Raw genomic sequence first — 19,070 nt, forward strand, 5'->3', positions numbered from 1 at the left:
TTTTTCTCCTACCTATTAAAATTTCTTATATATTAGAATATTGGAAAATCTTGAATATATGTTTTATCTAATTTTAGTGCAATTTCTGCTTTTTCAAGCTCCATGCCCAGATATGCTGAATGTTCCATTCTACTAATCATATTTCTTCGTAATATTTCCTCATATATTGCTCTGGCAGTTGTCCCGGTTATAACGCAATGTTTAACATAATCTTTGTAATGTATGGCCTTTATTAATCCATCAGATACTATTATCTTGAAACTGCCCCTTGTGTCTGGTATAAATTTTCCATCAGCTACTGCTTTAATTTCTGGAATATCATTCGTATCTATATTAACATCGTCTTTAGCATACTGGTCCTTGTATTGTATTAGATGTATTCCCAAATTTTTGGGTATGTTGTTTTTAATTTTTGAAAGGAACATCATGTCTGATGCGGTTTTTAATTCTTTTATACTTCCCCTTGTTTTTGGACTGCTTTCTGGTGTGAATAATATGTTAATGTTTATTTCCATTGCTATACCAGTTAATACTGCATTAACTCCGTTACTGTCTGCATCTAATAGTTCGGATACATTTCCTATTCCTAGGAACATTGTTTTGTATGGGTTTTGTTCCCTGTATGTTTTATATGCTTGTATTGATTCGGTTAATGATGGACTGTTTATCGGGTCTAGTAATAGGTCTGCTATTGTGGTTATGTTGTGACATTTTTTGTCTAATGATTCTAGGGATTGAACCTTTTCTTCTGCGGTTTTTGGTATGTATCCTGTTTTATAGTTGGTTGGTATTATCACGGCTTTTGCATCGTAATCTTTGATGTCGTTGATTACTTTTTCATAGTTTCCATGATCTAGGCTAAGTACCATGTCAGCTCCTGCTTTCAGTCCTTCTTTTATTTCTTGTGTGTTCATTGTGTCTATGCTTACTGTTGTATCATAGTTGTCTTTTATTAGTTTTATCATGTGGTGTGCTTGTTGGGGATTGTTTTCTCCTGCGTGCATGCCTATGTCTATCATGTCTGCTCCGGAGTCCAGGTAGTATTGTACTTTGTTTAGTAGTTGTTTGTCTGTTAATTGTGGGGCATTGGCTATTTCTCCGAGTATTCTCATTGGAAAGTCAGGTCCTACTGGGCAGGTGTTTATTTGTATGTTTCCTTTTTTTTCCAGTAATTGTTTTATGTGTTCTGGGTTTTCATAGTTTTTTATGGTTTTTATTGCTTCCTGGTATTGTTGGTCTCGTATTAGTTTATCTGCGGGGGTGTTTGTTGAAAGTTCTATTTTGTCTATTATGTCTAATGTTAGTTTCAGGTCTGCGGCATTGCTTGGTCCTTTGTATGCTTTTATTTTCAGTTGTTTTTCTATTTCTGTTGTGTCTTGTCTTATTAGTCCGGGTGTTATTATCATGTCTATGTTGTCTATGGGTGTTGTGTTATTGTTGTTTAATGAGTTTAGTATGTTTTTTTGTTTAAGGTGATAAATTATTATTTTTGGTGTGATGAATGCTGCTATGGGCATTGGTATTACTTTTAGGTATATTTCGTGTTTTGTATAGTTTTTGAGGTTTTTTCTTATTAGTGTTTCTGCTTGTTGTCCTGTGATTATTAATACTTTAATTTTTATCACCTCTTTTTGTTTTATTGTTGTTATTTCTTGTTTTTTTTGTTTATCTTTTTTTTTATTTTCCTTAATTTGTAATGATTTATCATGTATGTTTATGTCCCTTTTCTATAAATTATTTATTTTTTCTTATCTATATTGTTATAGTTTTTATTTTTTTTTCATTTTTTTGTAAATTTTTTATCAATTTTTTATTTTACTCTCCTTAGATTTGATATTGATTATTAAATTTTCAAAAAATTAAACATATTTTAATACCAAACCACAATTTTAAATATAATAAAAAACATAACTATTTATCATGATTAATTATAGTGTGGATATTTGAAAAAACAACATAAAATATTAATCCACCATTATTATTCACGAAAAAAAAATAATTATGAGATGATTTGGAGGAATTTCTCAATGATTGAAATAAGATTTCACGGAAGGGGAGGTCAAGGAGCTGTAACAGCTGCAGAAATTTTAGCAAAAGCAGTATTTGAAGAAGACAAATACACCCAAGCTTTCCCATCTTTTGGTGTTGAAAGGAGAGGAGCACCAGTAACCGCATTCACAAGAATAAGTGAAGAACCAATCAGAAGAAGATATCAAATATACGAACCAAAATACGTAGTAGTACTAGATGAAACACTAGCAAACGTAGTAGACTTAACTTCTGGTTTACAAAAAGATGGAGCAATATTAGTAAACACAACAAGAGACGTAATACCATCACTCGAAGAACAAAATATTGAAACATACACCGTAGATGCAACACAAATAGCATTAGACAACATAGGAAGAAACATAGTAAACACTATAATGTTAGGATACTTATCAGCAAAAACACAAGTAGTATCTATTGATTCATTATTAACTACAATAAAATCAACATTCAAAGGCAAAGTAGCAGAAACAAACCTCAAAGCTACAGAATATATCTACGAACAAAATGTAGAATAAATAAGGAGAAAAATGGTGAAAAATATGAAATCAATAGGAGCCGCTGTAAGAGATCCTGGAAGCACCAGGAGAAACAAAACTGGAAGTTGGAGGACATTCAAACCAGTTGCAGATAAAGAAAAATGTATAGGATGCGGAATCTGTTATTTATACTGCCCAGACGGATGCATATCCCTAGAATATAATCCAGACTACGATTACTGTAAAGGATGCGGAATCTGTGCAGAAGAATGTCCAGTAAAAGCAATAACAATGGAGAGGGAATAATGGTAGTAAAAGTAATATCATCAGCAGAAGCAATATCTGAAGCAGTTAAACTTGCAAGACCTGCAGTAATACCAGTATATCCTATAACACCACAAACAAAAATATCCGAAAAACTAGCAGACTACGTTGCAGATGGAGAACTAGATTCACAATACATTAGAGTAGAATCAGAACACAGTGCAATGAGTGCAGCAATAGGAGCATCAGGTGCAGGGGTAAGAGTATTCACAGCAACATCAAGCCAAGGACTCGCATACATGCACGAACCAGTATTCGCAGCAGCAGGTATGAGATTACCAATAGTAATGGCAAACGCAAACCGTGCACTATCAGCACCAATCAACATATGGAACGACCAACAAGACTCAATCTCAGAAAGAGACTCAGGATGGATACAAATATTCTGTGAAACAGGACAAGAAGCATTCGACACAGTACTACAAGCATACAAAATAGCAGAAAACCCAGAAATATGCGTACCAGTAATGGTATGTGTAGACGGATTCATACTCACACACACAGTAGACCCAGTAGAACTAATCACACAAGAAGAAGCAAACGAATTCCTACCACCATTCGAAGCAGTAAACGCATACCTCAGAACAGAAGACCCAATGAGTCTAGGAACACTAGCAGACCCAGACCACTACCTAGAAATCCGATACGAACTAGAACAAGCAATCAACGACTCAAAAGCACTAATAGAAGAAGTAGGAAAAGAATACGGAGACAAATTCGGAAGATACTATGGACTAATAGAAGAATACAAATCCGAAGATGCAGACATAATACTAGTAGCAATGGGATCAATCTGCGGAACCATCAAAGACGTAATAGACGAACAAAGAGAAGCAGGTAAAAAAATAGGTCTAATAAGAGTAAGATCATACAGACCATTCCCAAAAGAAGCACTAAAAGAAGCAGTAAAAGATGCAAAACTAGCAGTACTAGACAAAGACATATCATTCTCAGTAGGAGGAGCATTATACACAGATGTAAAATCATCAGTAGATAATGAAACATACGGTTATGTACTTGGATTAGGTGGAAGAGACATCACACCAAAAGACATAGAAGAAATCATAACAAAAACAGAAAACCCTACAAAAGATGTAGAATGGATAGGATTAAGGGAGTAGATTAAAATGAAAGGAGTAGACGAAAAAGAATACCTAGCACCAGGACACCGTGCATGTGCAGGATGTGGAGCAACAATAGCAGCAAGACTAGCACTCAAAGCACTAGGTGAAAACACCATAGCAGTATCTGCAACAGGATGTCTAGAAGTAATCACAACACCTTATCCAGAAACTGCATGGGAAATACCATGGATCCACGTAGCATTCGAAAACGCATCAGCAGTAGCAAGCGGAGTAGAAGGAGCACTCAAAGCACAAGGAAAAGAAGACACCAACATAGTAGTATTCGGAGGAGATGGAGGAACAACAGACATAGGTATGCAATCATTATCAGGAGCAATGGAAAGAGGACAAAACATCATCTACATATGTTACGATAACGAAGCATACATGAACACAGGTATACAAAGAAGTAGTTCAACACCGTACGGAGCAAGCACAACAACATCCCCAGCAGGAAAAGAAAGCTTCGGTGAAGACAAATTCAAGAAAAACATGGCAGCAATCATGGTCGCACACGGAGTACCATACGTAGCAACAGCATGTATATCACACCCACAAGACCTAATGGCAAAAGTCAAAAAAGCAGCAGAAACACCAGGACCAGCATACATCCACGTACTACAACCATGTGCAACAGGATGGGGTTACTCACCAGACAAAACAGTAAAACTCGGAAAACTCGCAGTAGACACACACATGTGGCTACTATACGAAGCAGTAAACGGACAAATAGAAGTAACAGTAAAACCAAGCCAAAAACTACCAGTCGAAGAATACCTCAAAGCACAAAAAAGATTCAGACACTTAGATGAAGAACACATAGAAATAATCCAAAAATTTGTTGACGGACAAAGTAAACAATTCGGATTAACAGAATAATTATAATAACAATTATTCCTCTACTTCATCTTACCTTTTTTTAAAATAAAACTCTTTTTTAATATAATATTCACTTTTTTTTAGATATAATACTTTTATTTAAATAAATAAGATAAAAATTGCACATATAAATGTAAAACTATTTATTTAGACTTTTATTAATTAATTCAAATTTAATTAATATTTCTATACCTGAGTTTACATATAACCCTTATACTGCTGCAATGACATATCTTATAAAAATAGTATTTTCCACAACTAGGCATAAAGGAACTATGAATGAAAGTTTCAAGAAGTATGAGCAAACTAACAAACTAGAGTATAACATATATGCAATTTGGAGGGTACTCAATCTTTAAAAGAAACTTTTGATTACAATGCTATAATGTATATTCCATACTATAACAATATTTAAGAATCATTTCGATAACTTTTTTTTTATCTTTGAGTGTTGGTGGCATAAATTCGTTTTTGTAATACTTTTTATGTGGATGAAACTTTTTTTTGGTATGATTGTTACTTATGTATATATAATATTGTTAAATATTACTTACCAAGACCCCCTTGATTACTTACCAGCTGCTCTTGGATTAAACTTATATACATTTTATTTTATAATTTATATTATCGAAGTCATAGAATTGTTATTTATGAAATTCTTTTCTTGATTTTCGGTTTTAAAGTTAATGGAGTGAAATAAGCAGTATTAATTATTATGATAGATGAAAATTGTATATTTTTAACTCAAAGTACTCTTATTAGAGGTCTTTCTAAGAAACAATTCAATGTTTTAGTGGATATTTCATTGAAATTGAATAAATTAAGAAATTGTGCTATAAAAACTACTAAATTAGATAAATGTGCTGATGATAAACATTTTAAACAGTTGAATTTCAAATCAATAATCACTAAAGTTAGAACCGAATTCAGTAAAGATTATTCACTTATTCAAGCTCATATAGCAAATAATGTTATTAAAAAGCATGTTGAATCTTTTAATTCTTATGTTGCATTAACAAATAAAAGCATCGATAATGAATATAAACGACCATTAAATAAACCTAAAACCAGAGATAACCGTTTACATAATATCATAATACCACGGGAGGCAATAACTTCTTCCAAGAAAAAATTAGCCCAGGGTTACATTGAATTACCCTTAAGCAGAGAATATAAAAAACAATTAAAATCCAAAGATTGCAGACCACGTATTAGAATTCCGGAAAATATACGTGACAAAAAGATTATACAAGTAGAAATTATACCACTAAAGAATGGACAAACGTTTAAAGCCAATTTCACATATCAAATGGAAAAAGAGTCCCTAAATTTAGATGAAAGTAAAATGATGGGTATTGATTTGGGTGTTAATAATTATGGCAAGTATTGTTACAAGTGAAGGGACCCCATACATTGTGGGCGGGCGATTTTTAAAAAATCAATATAGCCTTCAAATGCAAAAAAACAGCACAATATCAATCAATACTAAACAAACAGGGACTAAAAACATCCAAACGAATACAAAAAATAAACACCAAATTTAAAGCAATACAAAACAACTTCCTAGATCACACCACCAAATTCATAATAGAATACATGCAAAAAACAAGACATAGGAACCATAATACTCGGATACAACAAAAACTTCCAATACGAAACAGATATGAGAAAAAAACAAAACYCTAATATTCACACAAATAGCTTTCAAAAAATTCATAAACAAACTAAAAACACAATGCCAAAAATACGACATCAAACTAATTATTACCGAAGAATCATACACAAGCAAAAGCAGTTTCCTAGACAACGACATACTACCAACCTACAAAACAAACAAAGAARAANNNGAKGAATATRAATTTAAAGGAAAACGAATAAAAAGAGGACTCTATAAAACAAGCAACGGAACATTAATAAATGCAGATATCAAYGCAGCATGTAACATCATACGTAAAAGTAAGCAGAACTTCCCCAAGGAACGACTGTATAAGTGGGCACGGACTGCCCCAGAGAAAATCAAAAAAATACAAGACTATTTTCAAAAATAAACAATAAAAGAAAAGGGTATTGTTACATTTGATTTGAACAAAGACATAATACTAGTTATCATTTTGAAAAAAAAGTTAATATTTTTTCGAGTATTACTTTTTTTCTCTTGAAACTAATTTATGCCAAGTCTCTCTTTCATATATGAGAACCTCCTCTTTTTTGATATTTTCAATAAATTCTTTGTTCGATCCACCATATGATATTAAATCAACATGACATTCGAATTCCTTTTCCAAAGCATTAACTAATGAAATATATTGTAAACCTTTTAATCTTCCCTTATCCATTATAAAATCTAAATCACTATCCTCAGTTGCTATACCTTTAGCATAAGAACCAAATAAACATAAACGTTTAATTCCAAAAGATTTTATGATTGGAATGGACTTATTTTTAATTTCTTCAAGAGTATATACCATTTTTATCACTTAATAATAATTATTACATGATATATATTTTTAAGTATATAATAACTTCAAATTTTGTTTAAGATACTTAGGACATTGTATGGAATGAAGAGGGATTAATAATAAATGATATAATGATAGTTGATGAACTCAGAAAAATAGTTATTAATATTCATTAAGATTTTTCATTCAAAAAAATATAAAATTAACATCATATCAACAGAGGATTTTCAGAGACACCCTGTTTATAACTATATTTAACACAGTGGCATCTACTAAAGAATTAAATGAAGACAATAAAGTTAAATATAAGAAAGTCTGGTTTTTGGATGAAAAAAGATAATGTTGAAACAATATATTTTTATTTGTATAATAAAATATATTTGAATATTAATAATTTTTGCTCATAACAAGTTTTTTACAGATCCTAAATTAAATATAAACCCGGTTTATATGACTTATATGATTAAAATTATCATCAAAAGAAACAATTGTGTTAAGATTATTATTATGCATAATCAATATTATCAAACAATCACTATAATTAATATCATATTTATATTGTTCCATCAATGCTATTGCTTTTTTATAATCTCCGTTTTCAACATAAAAAATTTCATCCATACTTAACAAAAAGTTGATAATATTGTTTCGCATTGATTATAATAACTTCTTTTTAATTTATTTAATACTTCAATTAATACTGTATTATTTATAGCCTTTTTTAGTTTAAAATAGAATGTTAATCATTTAATAACTTAGCATTTTTGTTCGTATCGTTTTATTAAAAAGTGCTAAAATGGAACTGCTATCATAAAGTAACATGATATCTCTTTAACTCTTATTATATGTTTCTTTTTTTAATTTAACACTATTTGTTCTTTCAGGACTTGAAACAATTCCTATAATGTCAGTAAATATGTTTGTACTACCTTCATCTTCAAATATGATTTTTTCTTTTGTTATAGGTTTATTTTCTTTTTTAGAATCATATTTTAACTCGTCTGGGATTTTAAAATCATTTTTAATTTTATTTAAATGGTTTTTTGTATCATGATTCAATAATTCTATGAGTTTATAATCACTTTCTGATAAATCGTATTTTAAACCATTTTTTAAATATTTTGTAACTAATTCACTTTGAGTTATTTCTTTTTCAGTAGCACGAATTTTAATTTGCTTTAATAATTCAGAATCTAATTTAAAACTTTTTGTTTTAGTAACCATTTTTATTAAACTCCTACTATAGGTACATGATTATATTATAATAATATTACATAATTTGTATTAAATATTATGTAGTTTATCCTAAATTTTCATTCGTTATAGTACACTATAACGAAGAAAAAAAAAACAAAATTCAAGAGATAACTTTCTAATTATTCCTTCCTTAGAATTATAATTATCCTCATTCTTTTATACTTAGGATGGATAGAATTTTAATGATGTTTCCTTATTTTATAGGATAATGTTTTAATTTAACAGTTTTCTTCTAAATACATATCTTTTTGACAGAGTATATTTGTTTTAAGGACTGTTATCTTAATAATACTTTTAGTATTTTATCCTGTGGTTATATTGAAACTTTTTTTGGTTAATTTTTTTCTCTCATTATTATTTCAAAAAACGATGCAACTGATTTTAGATATAATAAATATACTATATACTATTTTTTTAAAATTTCATGAAATAAAATATATCATAATTTTTAAAAAATTATAAAATTATAATAAATTCTTGATAAAAACTCTTATTTTTTTGAATAGTCAAACTTAACAAGTCAAAAAAATTATTCTAAGGATATCAGTTATTTTTAGCTAAAACTAAGAAAAATTAATCAATTTTTAAAAACAAGTAAATAGAAACCTTTATAGGGGGGGGGGNAACAAACTATGTATTAACTTAATAAATAAGAAGAAATCGTTACTATTAATTTTGGTAGTAACAGTATATAAAGCTTTTGAACACCTATTACTACCAATACTAATTAGAAAAATTTTTTATAACAAAAAAATCATTCTAACAATAATAACTTTTTCCTTCCTATTTTATTAAGTTATAGGATAACCCTAAGAAGATAAATCCAATAACTACAAAAAATAATTAACTAATAATTTAAAAAATACAAGAAAATTAAATTATTAGAAATACATTATTTTTTTCAAAACTACGATATAATCTTCAAAGGAATCCTATTAAAGAAGTTACTATTAGATAAAACAAATTATAATAACAACAATTTATTACAAACAATAATGGGAGGAAGTCATCTTGAATAGTAAGTTTTTCAAGACTATTCTACTAGGTATGCTACTAATACTATGTATGTCAGTAACAATGGCAACAGAAGTATCCGAAGATACAGTAAATGAAGTAGCAATACTAAGTGAAAATATTGATCAAAACACACTTAATAATGTAGACAGTGATACTTCAGATCAAATAACACATACTAAAAAATACACAACAAAAAGTACTAATACAGTTAATAGTACAGATAAATCTAAAAATGATAATGAAATAACAAGCAGTGTTAATGAAAAAAGCATTACAAAAAATAAGAAAAATAATATAAAAAAAGAAGCACAAACAATCACACTAAACTCAAACAACTTTGGTGAATATGTTACTGATGGTAAATTTAATGAAAATGTAACTGAAGGGGATACTATTGATATTCAAGGTAAATTGGATGATCCAAAATTTGCATTAAATATTAATAAACCATTAAATATTATTTCTTCTACGGGAGATGCTTATATTGATTTGAATACTCTTTCTGTGGGTACTTCTGGTGGTTATAAAAATGGTATGTTCCAAATTTCAGAAGGGAGTGCAGGTACAAACATTACAGGAATCACATTTCATAATACTCGAATATGGGTTGCTAATACTTATGATGTTAATATAAACAATATTTCCGTTATTTGTGAAACTAGCACAGGATTTGGAGTGGGATCATTTAGTATTAGGGAAAAGTCACATGATATTACAGTCACTAACAGTTATTTCAGTACAATCCATAATGGAGGACATAGCAATGTTGTAGTTGCTGGAGCATCCAATTGTCTATTTGAAAATAATACAGTTATTGCTAATGGATCTGAAGGTTGGGTTGGTAATGTTTTCTATTTGACTACATATCAAGGTGGGCCTAATAACAATATTACTATCAGAAATAATACTATTTGTTCATACAATACTGATTCCATGGCTACCTGCCTTGGGTTAGTATTAGAAGGATCAAATCATATTATTGAAAATAATTATATTGATGCAAATGCTGCAGTAAGGCCTCAATGGGCTGATGTTGACTATGGGGTTGTAACAAATATAAACAATATAACTTTCAGGAATAATTATGTCCGTGGTGGAGCTCAATTTGTTTTCACAGGTAATTTTTACAATAATACTATTGATTCAGCTAGATTCACAGATAATAAAGCTTATAACAATTCTATAATCAATGTTACAATAAATAATAATACAGTATTTGAGAACAACACAGCAAAAAAAGTCATTGTAAGTGGAGAAAACAATACATTAAATAATAATATAATTTCTTCTAATGAAGAGTATGCAGTAATAGTAAGTGGTAATAATAATACTTTATCTAATAATCAGTTAAATACTAATAATTCCATTGGTGATGATACCATACAAAACTCAACTGAAGTTACTTTAATAAATAACTATGGAAACCTTCCAAATAAAGTATATTATATTAATGAAAGTAATGCGGAAGATTTTTTTGACGTAAGAAATATGGGATATACTGTTTATACATTTAAATCTGGAGTATTTGAAAGTGGGGATAAATTAATACTTAATTTTACTTCCCAAGACATGCCTATAATGTTCATAGAAACGGGTAACATTGTTAATGGTATCATTTTAGAAACAAATAATCTAAATTTAATAATGCAATTGAGTAGTTCAATTACTGTAGAAAATTCCTATTTTAGTGGTTCAGCACAGGCTAGAGGGTGGACATTTATCAATTCAACTGTATTGAATGGTGGTAATAATCCTCAATTAGATGATGATTCTTATGTTTTATTGGAATATCCTAAAGACAATATTTATGTATTGACTACTTGGCGTCAAGGAGTATTTGATAAAGAGGGAAATATTTTAAATTCAGTTAATGATTCTGCAACAGTATTGTTTTATGAGTTTAATACTAATTATAGTGCTTTTTTCACTAGAATAAATAATGTGCTATATCTTAACAATCTTTATTTAAGTAAACCTTTGAATTTCGAGTCTATTCATCAAATATCTAATATAGAATCAAATATTTATTTCAATGAAGGATCTACAGGAACAAATTTCATTGGAGCTATATTTGATGGGGATTTAATATTTGATACTGGATATATTAATTTCTTTAATTGTACTTTCAATAAGGATTTAATAATAAATAATACTGGTATTCACTTTGATGGTTGTACTTTTAATGGTAAAATTACCCTAAATTCAAGTAATAATGTAGTATTCAATAATTGTTCATTCAATTCTACAGATGCAATTAATGTAGAAAATACTAGAAATCTTGTATTTGAAAACAATACAGTAACTACGTCTGCTGTTAATACTATTGTCTTTGATGATGAATCCAGTAATAATATAGTTCGTAACAATTATCTTGTTGCTGCTTCACTTGTTGGTGATGACAGCGTAAATGGTGGAGAAAATACTGTTGAGGATAACACTCCTAGTTATGATACTCAGATAGTCATAGATTGTGATAATCAGGCATATATTGATGATGATTTTAAAGTTACTATTACCGTTAATGATTTGAATAATAGTAAACCTGTCAGTAAAGGTTATGTTGAAGTTTATTATAGTGGATACTTAATTGACATTAAGGATTTAACTGATGGAACAACTTCAGTAACTATTCCAGTAGCAGAGTATATTGACGATTCTGATAGTTATACAATCAAAGTATGGTATTATGATGGAAAACGTTACAATAACAACGTGACCAAAAAATCAATCAGTGTAGTTAAATCCAATGTATCAATTGCTGTTGATGAATTCACTGCTAAATTGAATGATAAAGTTGAAGTAACAGCTACTTTCCTAAATGAAAGAGGTAATCCTGTACAGGATACTAATGTTACATTTACTGTTGGCCGTTCATCCTACACAGCACAAACTGAAAATGGTGTTGCTACAATTGAAGAACTTGTAACAAATGAATGGCTTGATGCAGGTAAAATCACAGTAACTTTCCCTGTTACTGATGCATATAACAGTAACTCTACAACTATAACTTTAAACACATCCAAGGCAGACATACATGTCACACCAAGTGTAACTGTTGAAGGTTCTACTGCTAATATTAACTTAGCTTTAACTGATGATCTTAACAGTAACGTAACTGATGGTAAAATAACAATCACTACACTTGATGGTACTCAGCTTGCAAGTGGTCGTGTGTCTAATGGTGTTTACACTGCAACAGTTACAATACCTGAGGATTATACTAGTGAGTATTTGGTAGCTAACTTTACGGGCAGTTATTATTATAATGATTTTGTGCGTAATGTGAAAATTACTCAGATGTTAAACAGTACTATCTCTTTGAATACTAATAGTCCGTTGTATGGTGAAGAGTTAGTTATCACAGGTAGACTCGTGGACAGTAAGAATACTCCTATTGGTGGTGCTAATCTTACATTAAACCTTAACGGTTCTAAAGTAATTGTAACTACTAATGATGATGGTGAATATAATTACACTTACACTCCAGGCCTTGGTGTAAACAGTCTCACCGTAACATTCGATGGTACGGTTGATATTTATGGAAGTAGTGCTAGTAAGGATGTTACTATCCGTGATACTGATCGTGAAATGAACGAAGTACTAAACAGGTTAGATGACTTACAGAAAGAAAACGAGAAACTACAAGAACAACTGGAACAATTACAAGAACAGAACAATAAAACAAATGAACAATTGGATAATATTACACAGGCTAATAATGAACTAAAAGAACAATTAGATAACTTAACAAAAGATAATAATGATTTATCTAAACAATTAAATGATGCTAAAAATAATTTAACACAACAAAACAATGACTTACAGGAACAAAACAAAGAGTTAAATGACAAATTAGATAATACTGCTAAGAATTTAACTGATGCTAATAAGGCATTACAGGAACAGAACAAGGATGCACAAAAACAGTTAGATAGTTTATCCAAAGCTAATGGTGAACTTAAAGAACAATTAACCAACACTACTAAGGATTTAATAGATTCAAATAATGATTTGAAAGATCAGAATAAAGCATTACAGGACCAGAATAAGCAGTTGAATGATAAGTTGGATGCTATTCTTAAACAGTTGGAGGATAGTGTGGCTAAGGATGCTGTTATAACAATAAATAATGTTCCTAGTGCTAGGTTTGGTCAGACTGTAACTATTTCTGGTAAGCTTAGTGATTGTGATGGTAATGTTATAGCTTCTAGTCCTGTTACTGTGAATGTTGGTGGTAGTGCTCAGAAAGTTACCACTGATAACAATGGAGTGTACACTTTAACAGTTAAGGCTTCTGTTGTTGGTGATAATAGTGTTGTTGTGTCTTTTGATGCTAATAATAAGTATAATTATGCTGAGAACACTACAACATTTAAGGTGACTCGTCAGAATCTCGTGCTTAAACTTGATAGTATTAAAGCTGTGTATTATGGTGATAAAGTACAAATTACTGGTGTTTTAAGTGATGCTAATGGTAAACTTATTGCTAATACTCTCTTGAACTTGGACATTAATGGTAAAACTGTTAAGGTTAAGACTGTTGCTGGTGGTAAATTCACTTACACTGTGGCTGCTAAGATTGTGGGCACTAATAATGTAACAGTATCTTATAATGGTAATAAGAATTATTACAGTGTTTCTGCTAAGAAAACTTTCAAAGTTTATAAGCAGGGACTTAAAATCACAGTAAACAAGATCAGTAGTACAAAGTACAAAAACACTGTCAAGGTTACTGGTAAGTTAACTGATGCTAATGGTAAAGTTATTATGAACACACTAGTAACTATTAACATTAACGGTAGAGCATACACTGCAAAAACAAACAGCAAAGGAGTATACACTTTAACGCTAAAAGCAACTACCCTCGGAGTTAACAATGTCACAGTATCCTATAAGGGTAATAAGAACTATAAAAAGGCAACTGCTAAAACAACATTCCGTGTAGCAAAACAAAATGTTAAAGTTACATTAACCGGTAGCAGTTACAGTAATGCAAAGGCTACTATAACAGGTAAACTCTTGGATGCTAACAATAAGGTATTGATGAACAGTAATGTAAAAATCACAATTAACAACAAAACATATATTGCAAAAACAAACACTGAAGGAATATACACACTAACAAAACCAGTCACATCAAAGAAAATAACACTAACGCTAGCATACAATGGTAACAAAAACTATAATGCATATAAGAAGACTAGTAATGTTACTTTAGCTTAAAAATATTTTATTATTTGTGGGATAAAAATATTGTAGATATGATTTTTTTTATCCTACATTGTTTTCTATTTTTTTGAAGATTATTTTTTCTGGGGGTATTATGCAATAAATTTAATACTTCTTTTTTACAAACTTATTATTTATATTATATTTTATTTGGGGTGTATTTTTTTATGATTACTCAGAAAGAAGTTAGTGATGCGGTTTGTAGTATTTATAAGCAGGCTGCTATTGTTTTACCGGATGATATTAAGAATGCTTTGAAGGAAGCTTATGATAAGGAAGATAGTGATATTGCTCGTTTGAATATTAAGTCTATATTAAGGAATCTTGAACTTGCTGAGGAGAATGAAATTCCTATGTGTCAGGATACTGGTTTGCCTATCGTTTTTGTCAGGTTGGGTAATGTTGAAGTTGAAAACTTGGAGCAGGGTATTGTTGATGGTGTTATGTTAGCTACTGAGAGTGTTCCTCTTAGGACTAATGTGGTTGATCCGTTAACTAGGATGAATACTGGTAATAATATTGGTAAGGGTATTCCTCAGATTAATGTTGAACTTACTGATGAGCCTGTCTTGGAGTTAACTGTTTTTCCTAAGGGTTTTGGTTCTGAGAATAATAATAAGTTGGCTATGTTGCTTCCTGGTGAGGGAGTGGATGGTATTAAGAAGTTTTTCGAGGAGTCTATTTTGTCTGCTGGTGGTAAGCCTTGTCCTCCTACTGTTATTGGTGTTGGTATTGGTGGTTCTTCTGATATGGTTATGAAGTTGGCTAAGAAGGCTCTTTTAAGGCCTGTTGATGAGCGTAATGGTGATGAGCGTTTGGCTGTTCTTGAGGATGAACTCTTGGGTATTGCTAATGATACTGGTATTGGTCCTATGGGGCTTGGTGGTAAAACTACTGTTTTGGGTGTTAATGTTGAGCTTGCTGATACTCATACGGCTGGGTTGCCTGTGGGTATTTGTGTTCAATGCTGGGCTGCAAGACATGCAACATGTACATTGAAAGATGAATAAACACATACTTTTCAACAACCTCTTTTTTTATATATTTTATCTTCAATAATAATCAACACTATTTCTATAACTATCAAAAATATTAGTTATACTTTTAATTATTTTACTACTTCTAACAAATATAAAAAAATACTTTGCAATGATTCTGGTACACAAAAATAAACCACGCATATAAAACACAAATCACACAAACCAAAACCAACAAAAACAAGGCCTATTCCCAAACAATAAAATAATTACTACTATATCATACACTAAAACAAAACAATAAGTATAAATAATCAATAAAACAATATAATTAATAAAAAACAAAGGAGATAAAGATAAATATGTCTGAATTACCAATAGCACCAATAAAAAGGTTATTAAAAAATGCTGGAGCATCAAGAATCAGTGATGAAGCAGCAGTAAAATTAGCAGAAGTATTAGAAGAAATTGGAGAAGATTTAGCAAGAGATGCAACAAAACTTGCAAAACATGCTGGTCGAAAAACTGTTAAAGCAGAAGATATTGAATTAGCAGCAATATAAACTCCCTTAAACTTCAATTTTTTTTTACAAAACACAAAAAAACACTACTTTTTATTCAAATACTTAAAATGATTACTATTCAAATTTGACTGATTCTCAATATAAAACTGAGTAGTAGCTTCAGTAATCTCAATACTAATATCACCAATACGCTCAAATGACTTAACCACCCTAAACAGGATAAGATAATATGTAGAATTCTTCTTATCAATATCATCCTTAGCCATCTGACTAGAAATCTTCTTTATAGCCAACTTCTGAAGATGAGTTAATTCATCCTCATAACGTTCCATCTTCTCCTTAATATTAGAATCACGTTTAAGCACACTTTTTACTGCCTTACGGAACATCGTATTACTAGTATCATACATCTCCTCCAAAACATCAATAACAGGCTCCTTAACCTCTTTGTTCTCTTCAATAACAAACTTAGGAATATGACATATATGATCACCAATACGCTCCATATCATAGGCAATCTCATTAAACATAATAGTATTATTAAACTCAAAATAAGGATCCAATGAAATCACAGTATCAGTAGAAGACTTAATCTTATTATACATATGATTAGTATTCAAATCCTCCTCCAATGCACGCTCAGCAAGATCAACATCATTATTCTTCAAAGCTTCAAATGACCATGCAAACTGTTTACTAATCTGTTCACCCATTTCCTTCAACATTTCCTTAATAAAATACTCACCTGAATACTCAGGTACAGAATTATCAGTTTCATACATTTCAGAAATTTCGTTAAACTTTTTCAAATCAACAACATAAGCCTTCTTAATAACATCTTCATCAATAAGAGGCTTCAAAAGCTTAGTAACATATCTACGACTAATGTTTAACTTTTCAGCAATTTCATCCTGAGTAGAAGGAGCTTCATATAAAATTATATCCAATATTTCTTTAAGTGTATTGTTTTTAATATTCTTCGGCATACTAATTCACATATAAAAAATTTTATACAAATAATTTATTCTTAATTAATACTATAGTTATTATTAGGATATAATCTTTTTAAAAAATAAAACTAGACAATAATTAATAAATAAATATTATTAAAACATAGGAATAGATAACATGTTCACAGAAAATTACGCCAAAGAAGAAATGCCAGTCCACTTATACAAGAAAATAATGATAGCAAGAAAAAAATTCAAAGATAAAGGAATAACAAAATCAGGATACAACAAATTTCAAAACTTCGCATACTACGAACTAAAAGACATAATACCCGAGGCAATAGAAATATGCCTGGAACTAGAACTGGCAACAAGATTCACATATGAAAACAATCACTACACACTAAAAGTATACGACCTGGAAAACAAAGAAGAAACAGAATTTTGCATGCCAGGAAAAAATCTGCCAAACGAAGGAAACATGAACAGTCAACTGCAAAATCTCGGAAAAATACAAACATACATAAGACGATATTTATACATGCAATTTTTAGACATAACTGAAAACGATGTAGTGGACGCAGAAACCAAACCCAAGAAAAATCTCAAATACCCTGTAAGATGAAGAGGTGAAGTAACATGACAGCAGAAGAAGTATTTGCAGGAAAACTAGTAGACAGAAAATCAAAATTTTTTGCACACCTATACACAATAGATAACCTAGAAGAAGACATAGAACAAATACAAAAAATACATAATAAAAAATACAAAAAAGCAGCACACCACTGCTATGCAGCATTAATAAATAATCAGGAAGACTCCCGTAATGATGGTGAAGTAGGATCCCCTGGAAGAGTACTGTTAGAATTACTTGAAGAATATAAACTTGACGGATATATGATAATGGTATCACGTATATTCGGTGGAATAAAATTAGGTCAGGGAGGAGTTGCAAGAGCATTTAGAAATACGGGAAGAGGAGTAATAGAAGCATACATGGAAAATCAAAAAAAGTAGACAGGTAAGAAGGTACATAACATTAAAAGTTATGTCTTCTATGTTCCTTCGGTTTTTCTTCACTAATAGTTAAGATGGTATAAAGAATTGAAAGAATAATACCAATATTAACTATTTCTCTAAGAGAACTAATTATTGAAACAATCAAACTAGCGCTCCTGCTAACATCAGCATATCCAAATAGTAATTCAATAATTCCTACAAGTATGAGAATAACCCCACTTGATGAACTGAACTTATTTGATAATATAGGATAAATACCCATAATTACAAGGGCATACCCAATAGTTCTGAACAATCTCCAATTAGTAATTGACTCTAATGAGAAAAAGATATCATACGGTATAATACCAATTGCGCCTAAGAAATGAATTAATTCAATAATTAGTATTATAACTAATGGAAATATGAATAATGTTTTAGCACTTAAAAATGATTCATCACTATTTTCTCTTTGCTTATAACTCTGGTTAGACTTAGGTCTTGGATAATAAGAACTCTTTATACTTCCCATATCCTCTTCAACATACTTAAATCCGCCTTGTTGTCTTGGAGTGTACTCTCGTTTTTCCATTTCATCAATCTTGTCTTTAATTGGATTTTTTAAATATGCTTTCAAGGATTCTGCAATAAGGGATGTGACAACAGCACCAATAATAGTACCACTGATTCCCATCACAGATGTTAATATTGCAACTACTCCTGATATAAATGCTAATAATAAAATATCAGTAACTTGTGCCTTAGACATTTTTAATATATCTCCTATTATACTTTGAATACTA

At 30.3% G+C, this 19,070-nt stretch carries 17 protein-coding genes; 11 read left to right on the forward strand and 6 right to left on the reverse strand.

Annotated features, from left to right (window positions below; all coding sequences use genetic code 11):
- Positions 1 to 32: 32 nt before the first annotated feature.
- The gene (locus PXD04_RS13480; protein ID WP_323737383.1) at positions 33 to 1,625 is read right to left on the reverse strand and encodes a dihydropteroate synthase-like protein; all 1,593 of its coding nucleotides are present in this window, start codon (positions 1,623 to 1,625) and stop codon (positions 33 to 35) included.
- 402 nt (positions 1,626 to 2,027) lie between these two features.
- Between PXD04_RS13480 and PXD04_RS13485 the strand changes: the two genes are divergently transcribed.
- The 6 genes from PXD04_RS13485 (at position 2,028) to PXD04_RS13510 (ending at position 6,399) form a co-directional block, all read left to right on the forward strand.
- On the forward strand, positions 2,028 to 2,567 hold the full coding sequence (locus PXD04_RS13485; protein WP_323737384.1) for a pyruvate ferredoxin oxidoreductase subunit gamma: 540 nt from the start codon (positions 2,028 to 2,030) through the stop codon (positions 2,565 to 2,567).
- A 24-nt stretch (positions 2,568 to 2,591) separates the two neighbouring features.
- The gene (gene porD, locus PXD04_RS13490) at positions 2,592 to 2,834 is read left to right on the forward strand and encodes a pyruvate synthase subunit PorD (RefSeq protein ID WP_323737385.1); all 243 of its coding nucleotides are present in this window, start codon (positions 2,592 to 2,594) and stop codon (positions 2,832 to 2,834) included.
- On the forward strand, positions 2,834 to 3,973 hold the full coding sequence (porA, locus tag PXD04_RS13495) for a pyruvate synthase subunit PorA (protein WP_323737386.1): 1,140 nt from the start codon (positions 2,834 to 2,836) through the stop codon (positions 3,971 to 3,973). The genes porD and porA overlap by 1 nt, the downstream gene beginning before the upstream one ends.
- A gap of 6 nt (positions 3,974 to 3,979) precedes the next feature.
- Entirely contained in the window at positions 3,980 to 4,855 is an 876-nt protein-coding gene (gene porB / locus PXD04_RS13500) for a pyruvate synthase subunit PorB (RefSeq protein ID WP_323737387.1), read from the forward strand.
- Between the two features lie 715 nt (positions 4,856 to 5,570).
- The gene (locus tag PXD04_RS13505; protein ID WP_323737388.1) at positions 5,571 to 6,254 is read left to right on the forward strand and encodes a hypothetical protein; all 684 of its coding nucleotides are present in this window, start codon (positions 5,571 to 5,573) and stop codon (positions 6,252 to 6,254) included.
- Positions 6,232 to 6,399: a hypothetical protein gene (locus PXD04_RS13510; RefSeq protein WP_323737389.1), complete on the forward strand. Its 168-nt coding sequence runs from the start codon at positions 6,232 to 6,234 to the stop codon at positions 6,397 to 6,399. Before PXD04_RS13505 ends, PXD04_RS13510 begins: the two co-directional genes overlap by 23 nt.
- Positions 6,400 to 6,996: 597 nt before the next feature.
- Here PXD04_RS13510 and PXD04_RS13515 read toward each other — a convergent pair.
- From PXD04_RS13515 to PXD04_RS13525, 3 genes are all read right to left on the reverse strand, one after another.
- Positions 6,997 to 7,323: a nucleotidyltransferase family protein gene (locus tag PXD04_RS13515; RefSeq protein ID WP_323737390.1), complete on the reverse strand. Its 327-nt coding sequence runs from the start codon at positions 7,321 to 7,323 to the stop codon at positions 6,997 to 6,999.
- Positions 7,324 to 7,743: 420 nt separating this feature from the next.
- Entirely contained in the window at positions 7,744 to 7,968 is a 225-nt protein-coding gene (locus tag PXD04_RS13520; RefSeq protein ID WP_323737391.1) for a PIN domain-containing protein, read from the reverse strand.
- Between the two features lie 177 nt (positions 7,969 to 8,145).
- Complete coding sequence (locus PXD04_RS13525) at positions 8,146 to 8,538, reverse strand: hypothetical protein (protein ID WP_323737392.1); 393 nt, start codon at positions 8,536 to 8,538, stop codon at positions 8,146 to 8,148.
- Positions 8,539 to 9,582: 1,044 nt separating this feature from the next.
- Between PXD04_RS13525 and PXD04_RS13530 the strand changes: the two genes are divergently transcribed.
- From PXD04_RS13530 to PXD04_RS13540, 3 genes are all read left to right on the forward strand, one after another.
- Positions 9,583 to 14,811 (forward strand): Ig-like domain repeat protein, encoded by a 5,229-nt coding sequence (locus tag PXD04_RS13530; RefSeq protein WP_323737393.1) that lies wholly within the window; start codon positions 9,583 to 9,585, stop codon positions 14,809 to 14,811.
- Between the two features lie 173 nt (positions 14,812 to 14,984).
- Positions 14,985 to 15,827: a fumarate hydratase gene (locus PXD04_RS13535; protein ID WP_323737394.1), complete on the forward strand. Its 843-nt coding sequence runs from the start codon at positions 14,985 to 14,987 to the stop codon at positions 15,825 to 15,827.
- 329 nt (positions 15,828 to 16,156) lie between these two features.
- Positions 16,157 to 16,357 (forward strand): histone family protein, encoded by a 201-nt coding sequence (locus PXD04_RS13540; protein WP_323737395.1) that lies wholly within the window; start codon positions 16,157 to 16,159, stop codon positions 16,355 to 16,357.
- Positions 16,358 to 16,401: 44 nt separating this feature from the next.
- Here PXD04_RS13540 and PXD04_RS13545 read toward each other — a convergent pair whose 3' ends face one another.
- Entirely contained in the window at positions 16,402 to 17,304 is a 903-nt protein-coding gene (locus tag PXD04_RS13545) for a PhoU domain-containing protein (RefSeq protein ID WP_323737396.1), read from the reverse strand.
- Positions 17,305 to 17,446: 142 nt separating this feature from the next.
- Between PXD04_RS13545 and PXD04_RS13550 the strand changes: the two genes are divergently transcribed.
- Both PXD04_RS13550 and PXD04_RS13555 read left to right on the forward strand, forming a co-directional pair.
- Entirely contained in the window at positions 17,447 to 17,893 is a 447-nt protein-coding gene (locus tag PXD04_RS13550) for an ERF family protein (protein ID WP_323737397.1), read from the forward strand.
- A gap of 14 nt (positions 17,894 to 17,907) precedes the next feature.
- Positions 17,908 to 18,285: a YigZ family protein gene (locus PXD04_RS13555; RefSeq protein WP_323737398.1), complete on the forward strand. Its 378-nt coding sequence runs from the start codon at positions 17,908 to 17,910 to the stop codon at positions 18,283 to 18,285.
- Positions 18,286 to 18,307: 22 nt separating this feature from the next.
- Here PXD04_RS13555 and PXD04_RS13560 read toward each other — a convergent pair whose 3' ends face one another.
- Positions 18,308 to 19,036, reverse strand: a complete 729-nt coding sequence (locus PXD04_RS13560) for a hypothetical protein (RefSeq protein WP_323737399.1) — start codon at positions 19,034 to 19,036, stop codon at positions 18,308 to 18,310.
- Positions 19,037 to 19,070 lie beyond the last annotated feature (34 nt).

The sequence above is a fragment of the Methanosphaera sp. ISO3-F5 genome, from assembly GCF_034480035.2.
In the GTDB taxonomy this organism is placed as follows: domain Archaea; phylum Methanobacteriota; class Methanobacteria; order Methanobacteriales; family Methanobacteriaceae; genus Methanosphaera.

Excerpts from the sequence above, each read along its gene's own strand:
- PXD04_RS13560 (WP_323737399.1), bottom strand. The coding sequence starts at position 19,036 with ATGTCTAAGGCACAAGTTACTGATATTTTATTATTAGCATTTATATCA.
- PXD04_RS13510 (WP_323737389.1), top strand. The coding sequence starts at position 6,232 with ATGGCAAGTATTGTTACAAGTGAAGGGACCCCATACATTGTGGGCGGG.
- PXD04_RS13525 (WP_323737392.1), bottom strand. The coding sequence starts at position 8,538 with ATGGTTACTAAAACAAAAAGTTTTAAATTAGATTCTGAATTATTAAAG.
- PXD04_RS13555 (WP_323737398.1), top strand. The coding sequence starts at position 17,908 with ATGACAGCAGAAGAAGTATTTGCAGGAAAACTAGTAGACAGAAAATCA.
- PXD04_RS13535 (WP_323737394.1), top strand. The coding sequence starts at position 14,985 with ATGATTACTCAGAAAGAAGTTAGTGATGCGGTTTGTAGTATTTATAAG.
- PXD04_RS13545 (WP_323737396.1), bottom strand. The coding sequence starts at position 17,304 with ATGCCGAAGAATATTAAAAACAATACACTTAAAGAAATATTGGATATA.
- porD (WP_323737385.1), top strand. The coding sequence starts at position 2,592 with ATGAAATCAATAGGAGCCGCTGTAAGAGATCCTGGAAGCACCAGGAGA.
- PXD04_RS13540 (WP_323737395.1), top strand. The coding sequence starts at position 16,157 with ATGTCTGAATTACCAATAGCACCAATAAAAAGGTTATTAAAAAATGCT.
- PXD04_RS13550 (WP_323737397.1), top strand. The coding sequence starts at position 17,447 with ATGTTCACAGAAAATTACGCCAAAGAAGAAATGCCAGTCCACTTATAC.
- PXD04_RS13515 (WP_323737390.1), bottom strand. The coding sequence starts at position 7,323 with ATGGTATATACTCTTGAAGAAATTAAAAATAAGTCCATTCCAATCATA.
- PXD04_RS13520 (WP_323737391.1), bottom strand. The coding sequence starts at position 7,968 with ATGCGAAACAATATTATCAACTTTTTGTTAAGTATGGATGAAATTTTT.
- PXD04_RS13505 (WP_323737388.1), top strand. The coding sequence starts at position 5,571 with ATGATAGATGAAAATTGTATATTTTTAACTCAAAGTACTCTTATTAGA.
- porB (WP_323737387.1), top strand. The coding sequence starts at position 3,980 with ATGAAAGGAGTAGACGAAAAAGAATACCTAGCACCAGGACACCGTGCA.
- PXD04_RS13485 (WP_323737384.1), top strand. The coding sequence starts at position 2,028 with ATGATTGAAATAAGATTTCACGGAAGGGGAGGTCAAGGAGCTGTAACA.
- porA (WP_323737386.1), top strand. The coding sequence starts at position 2,834 with ATGGTAGTAAAAGTAATATCATCAGCAGAAGCAATATCTGAAGCAGTT.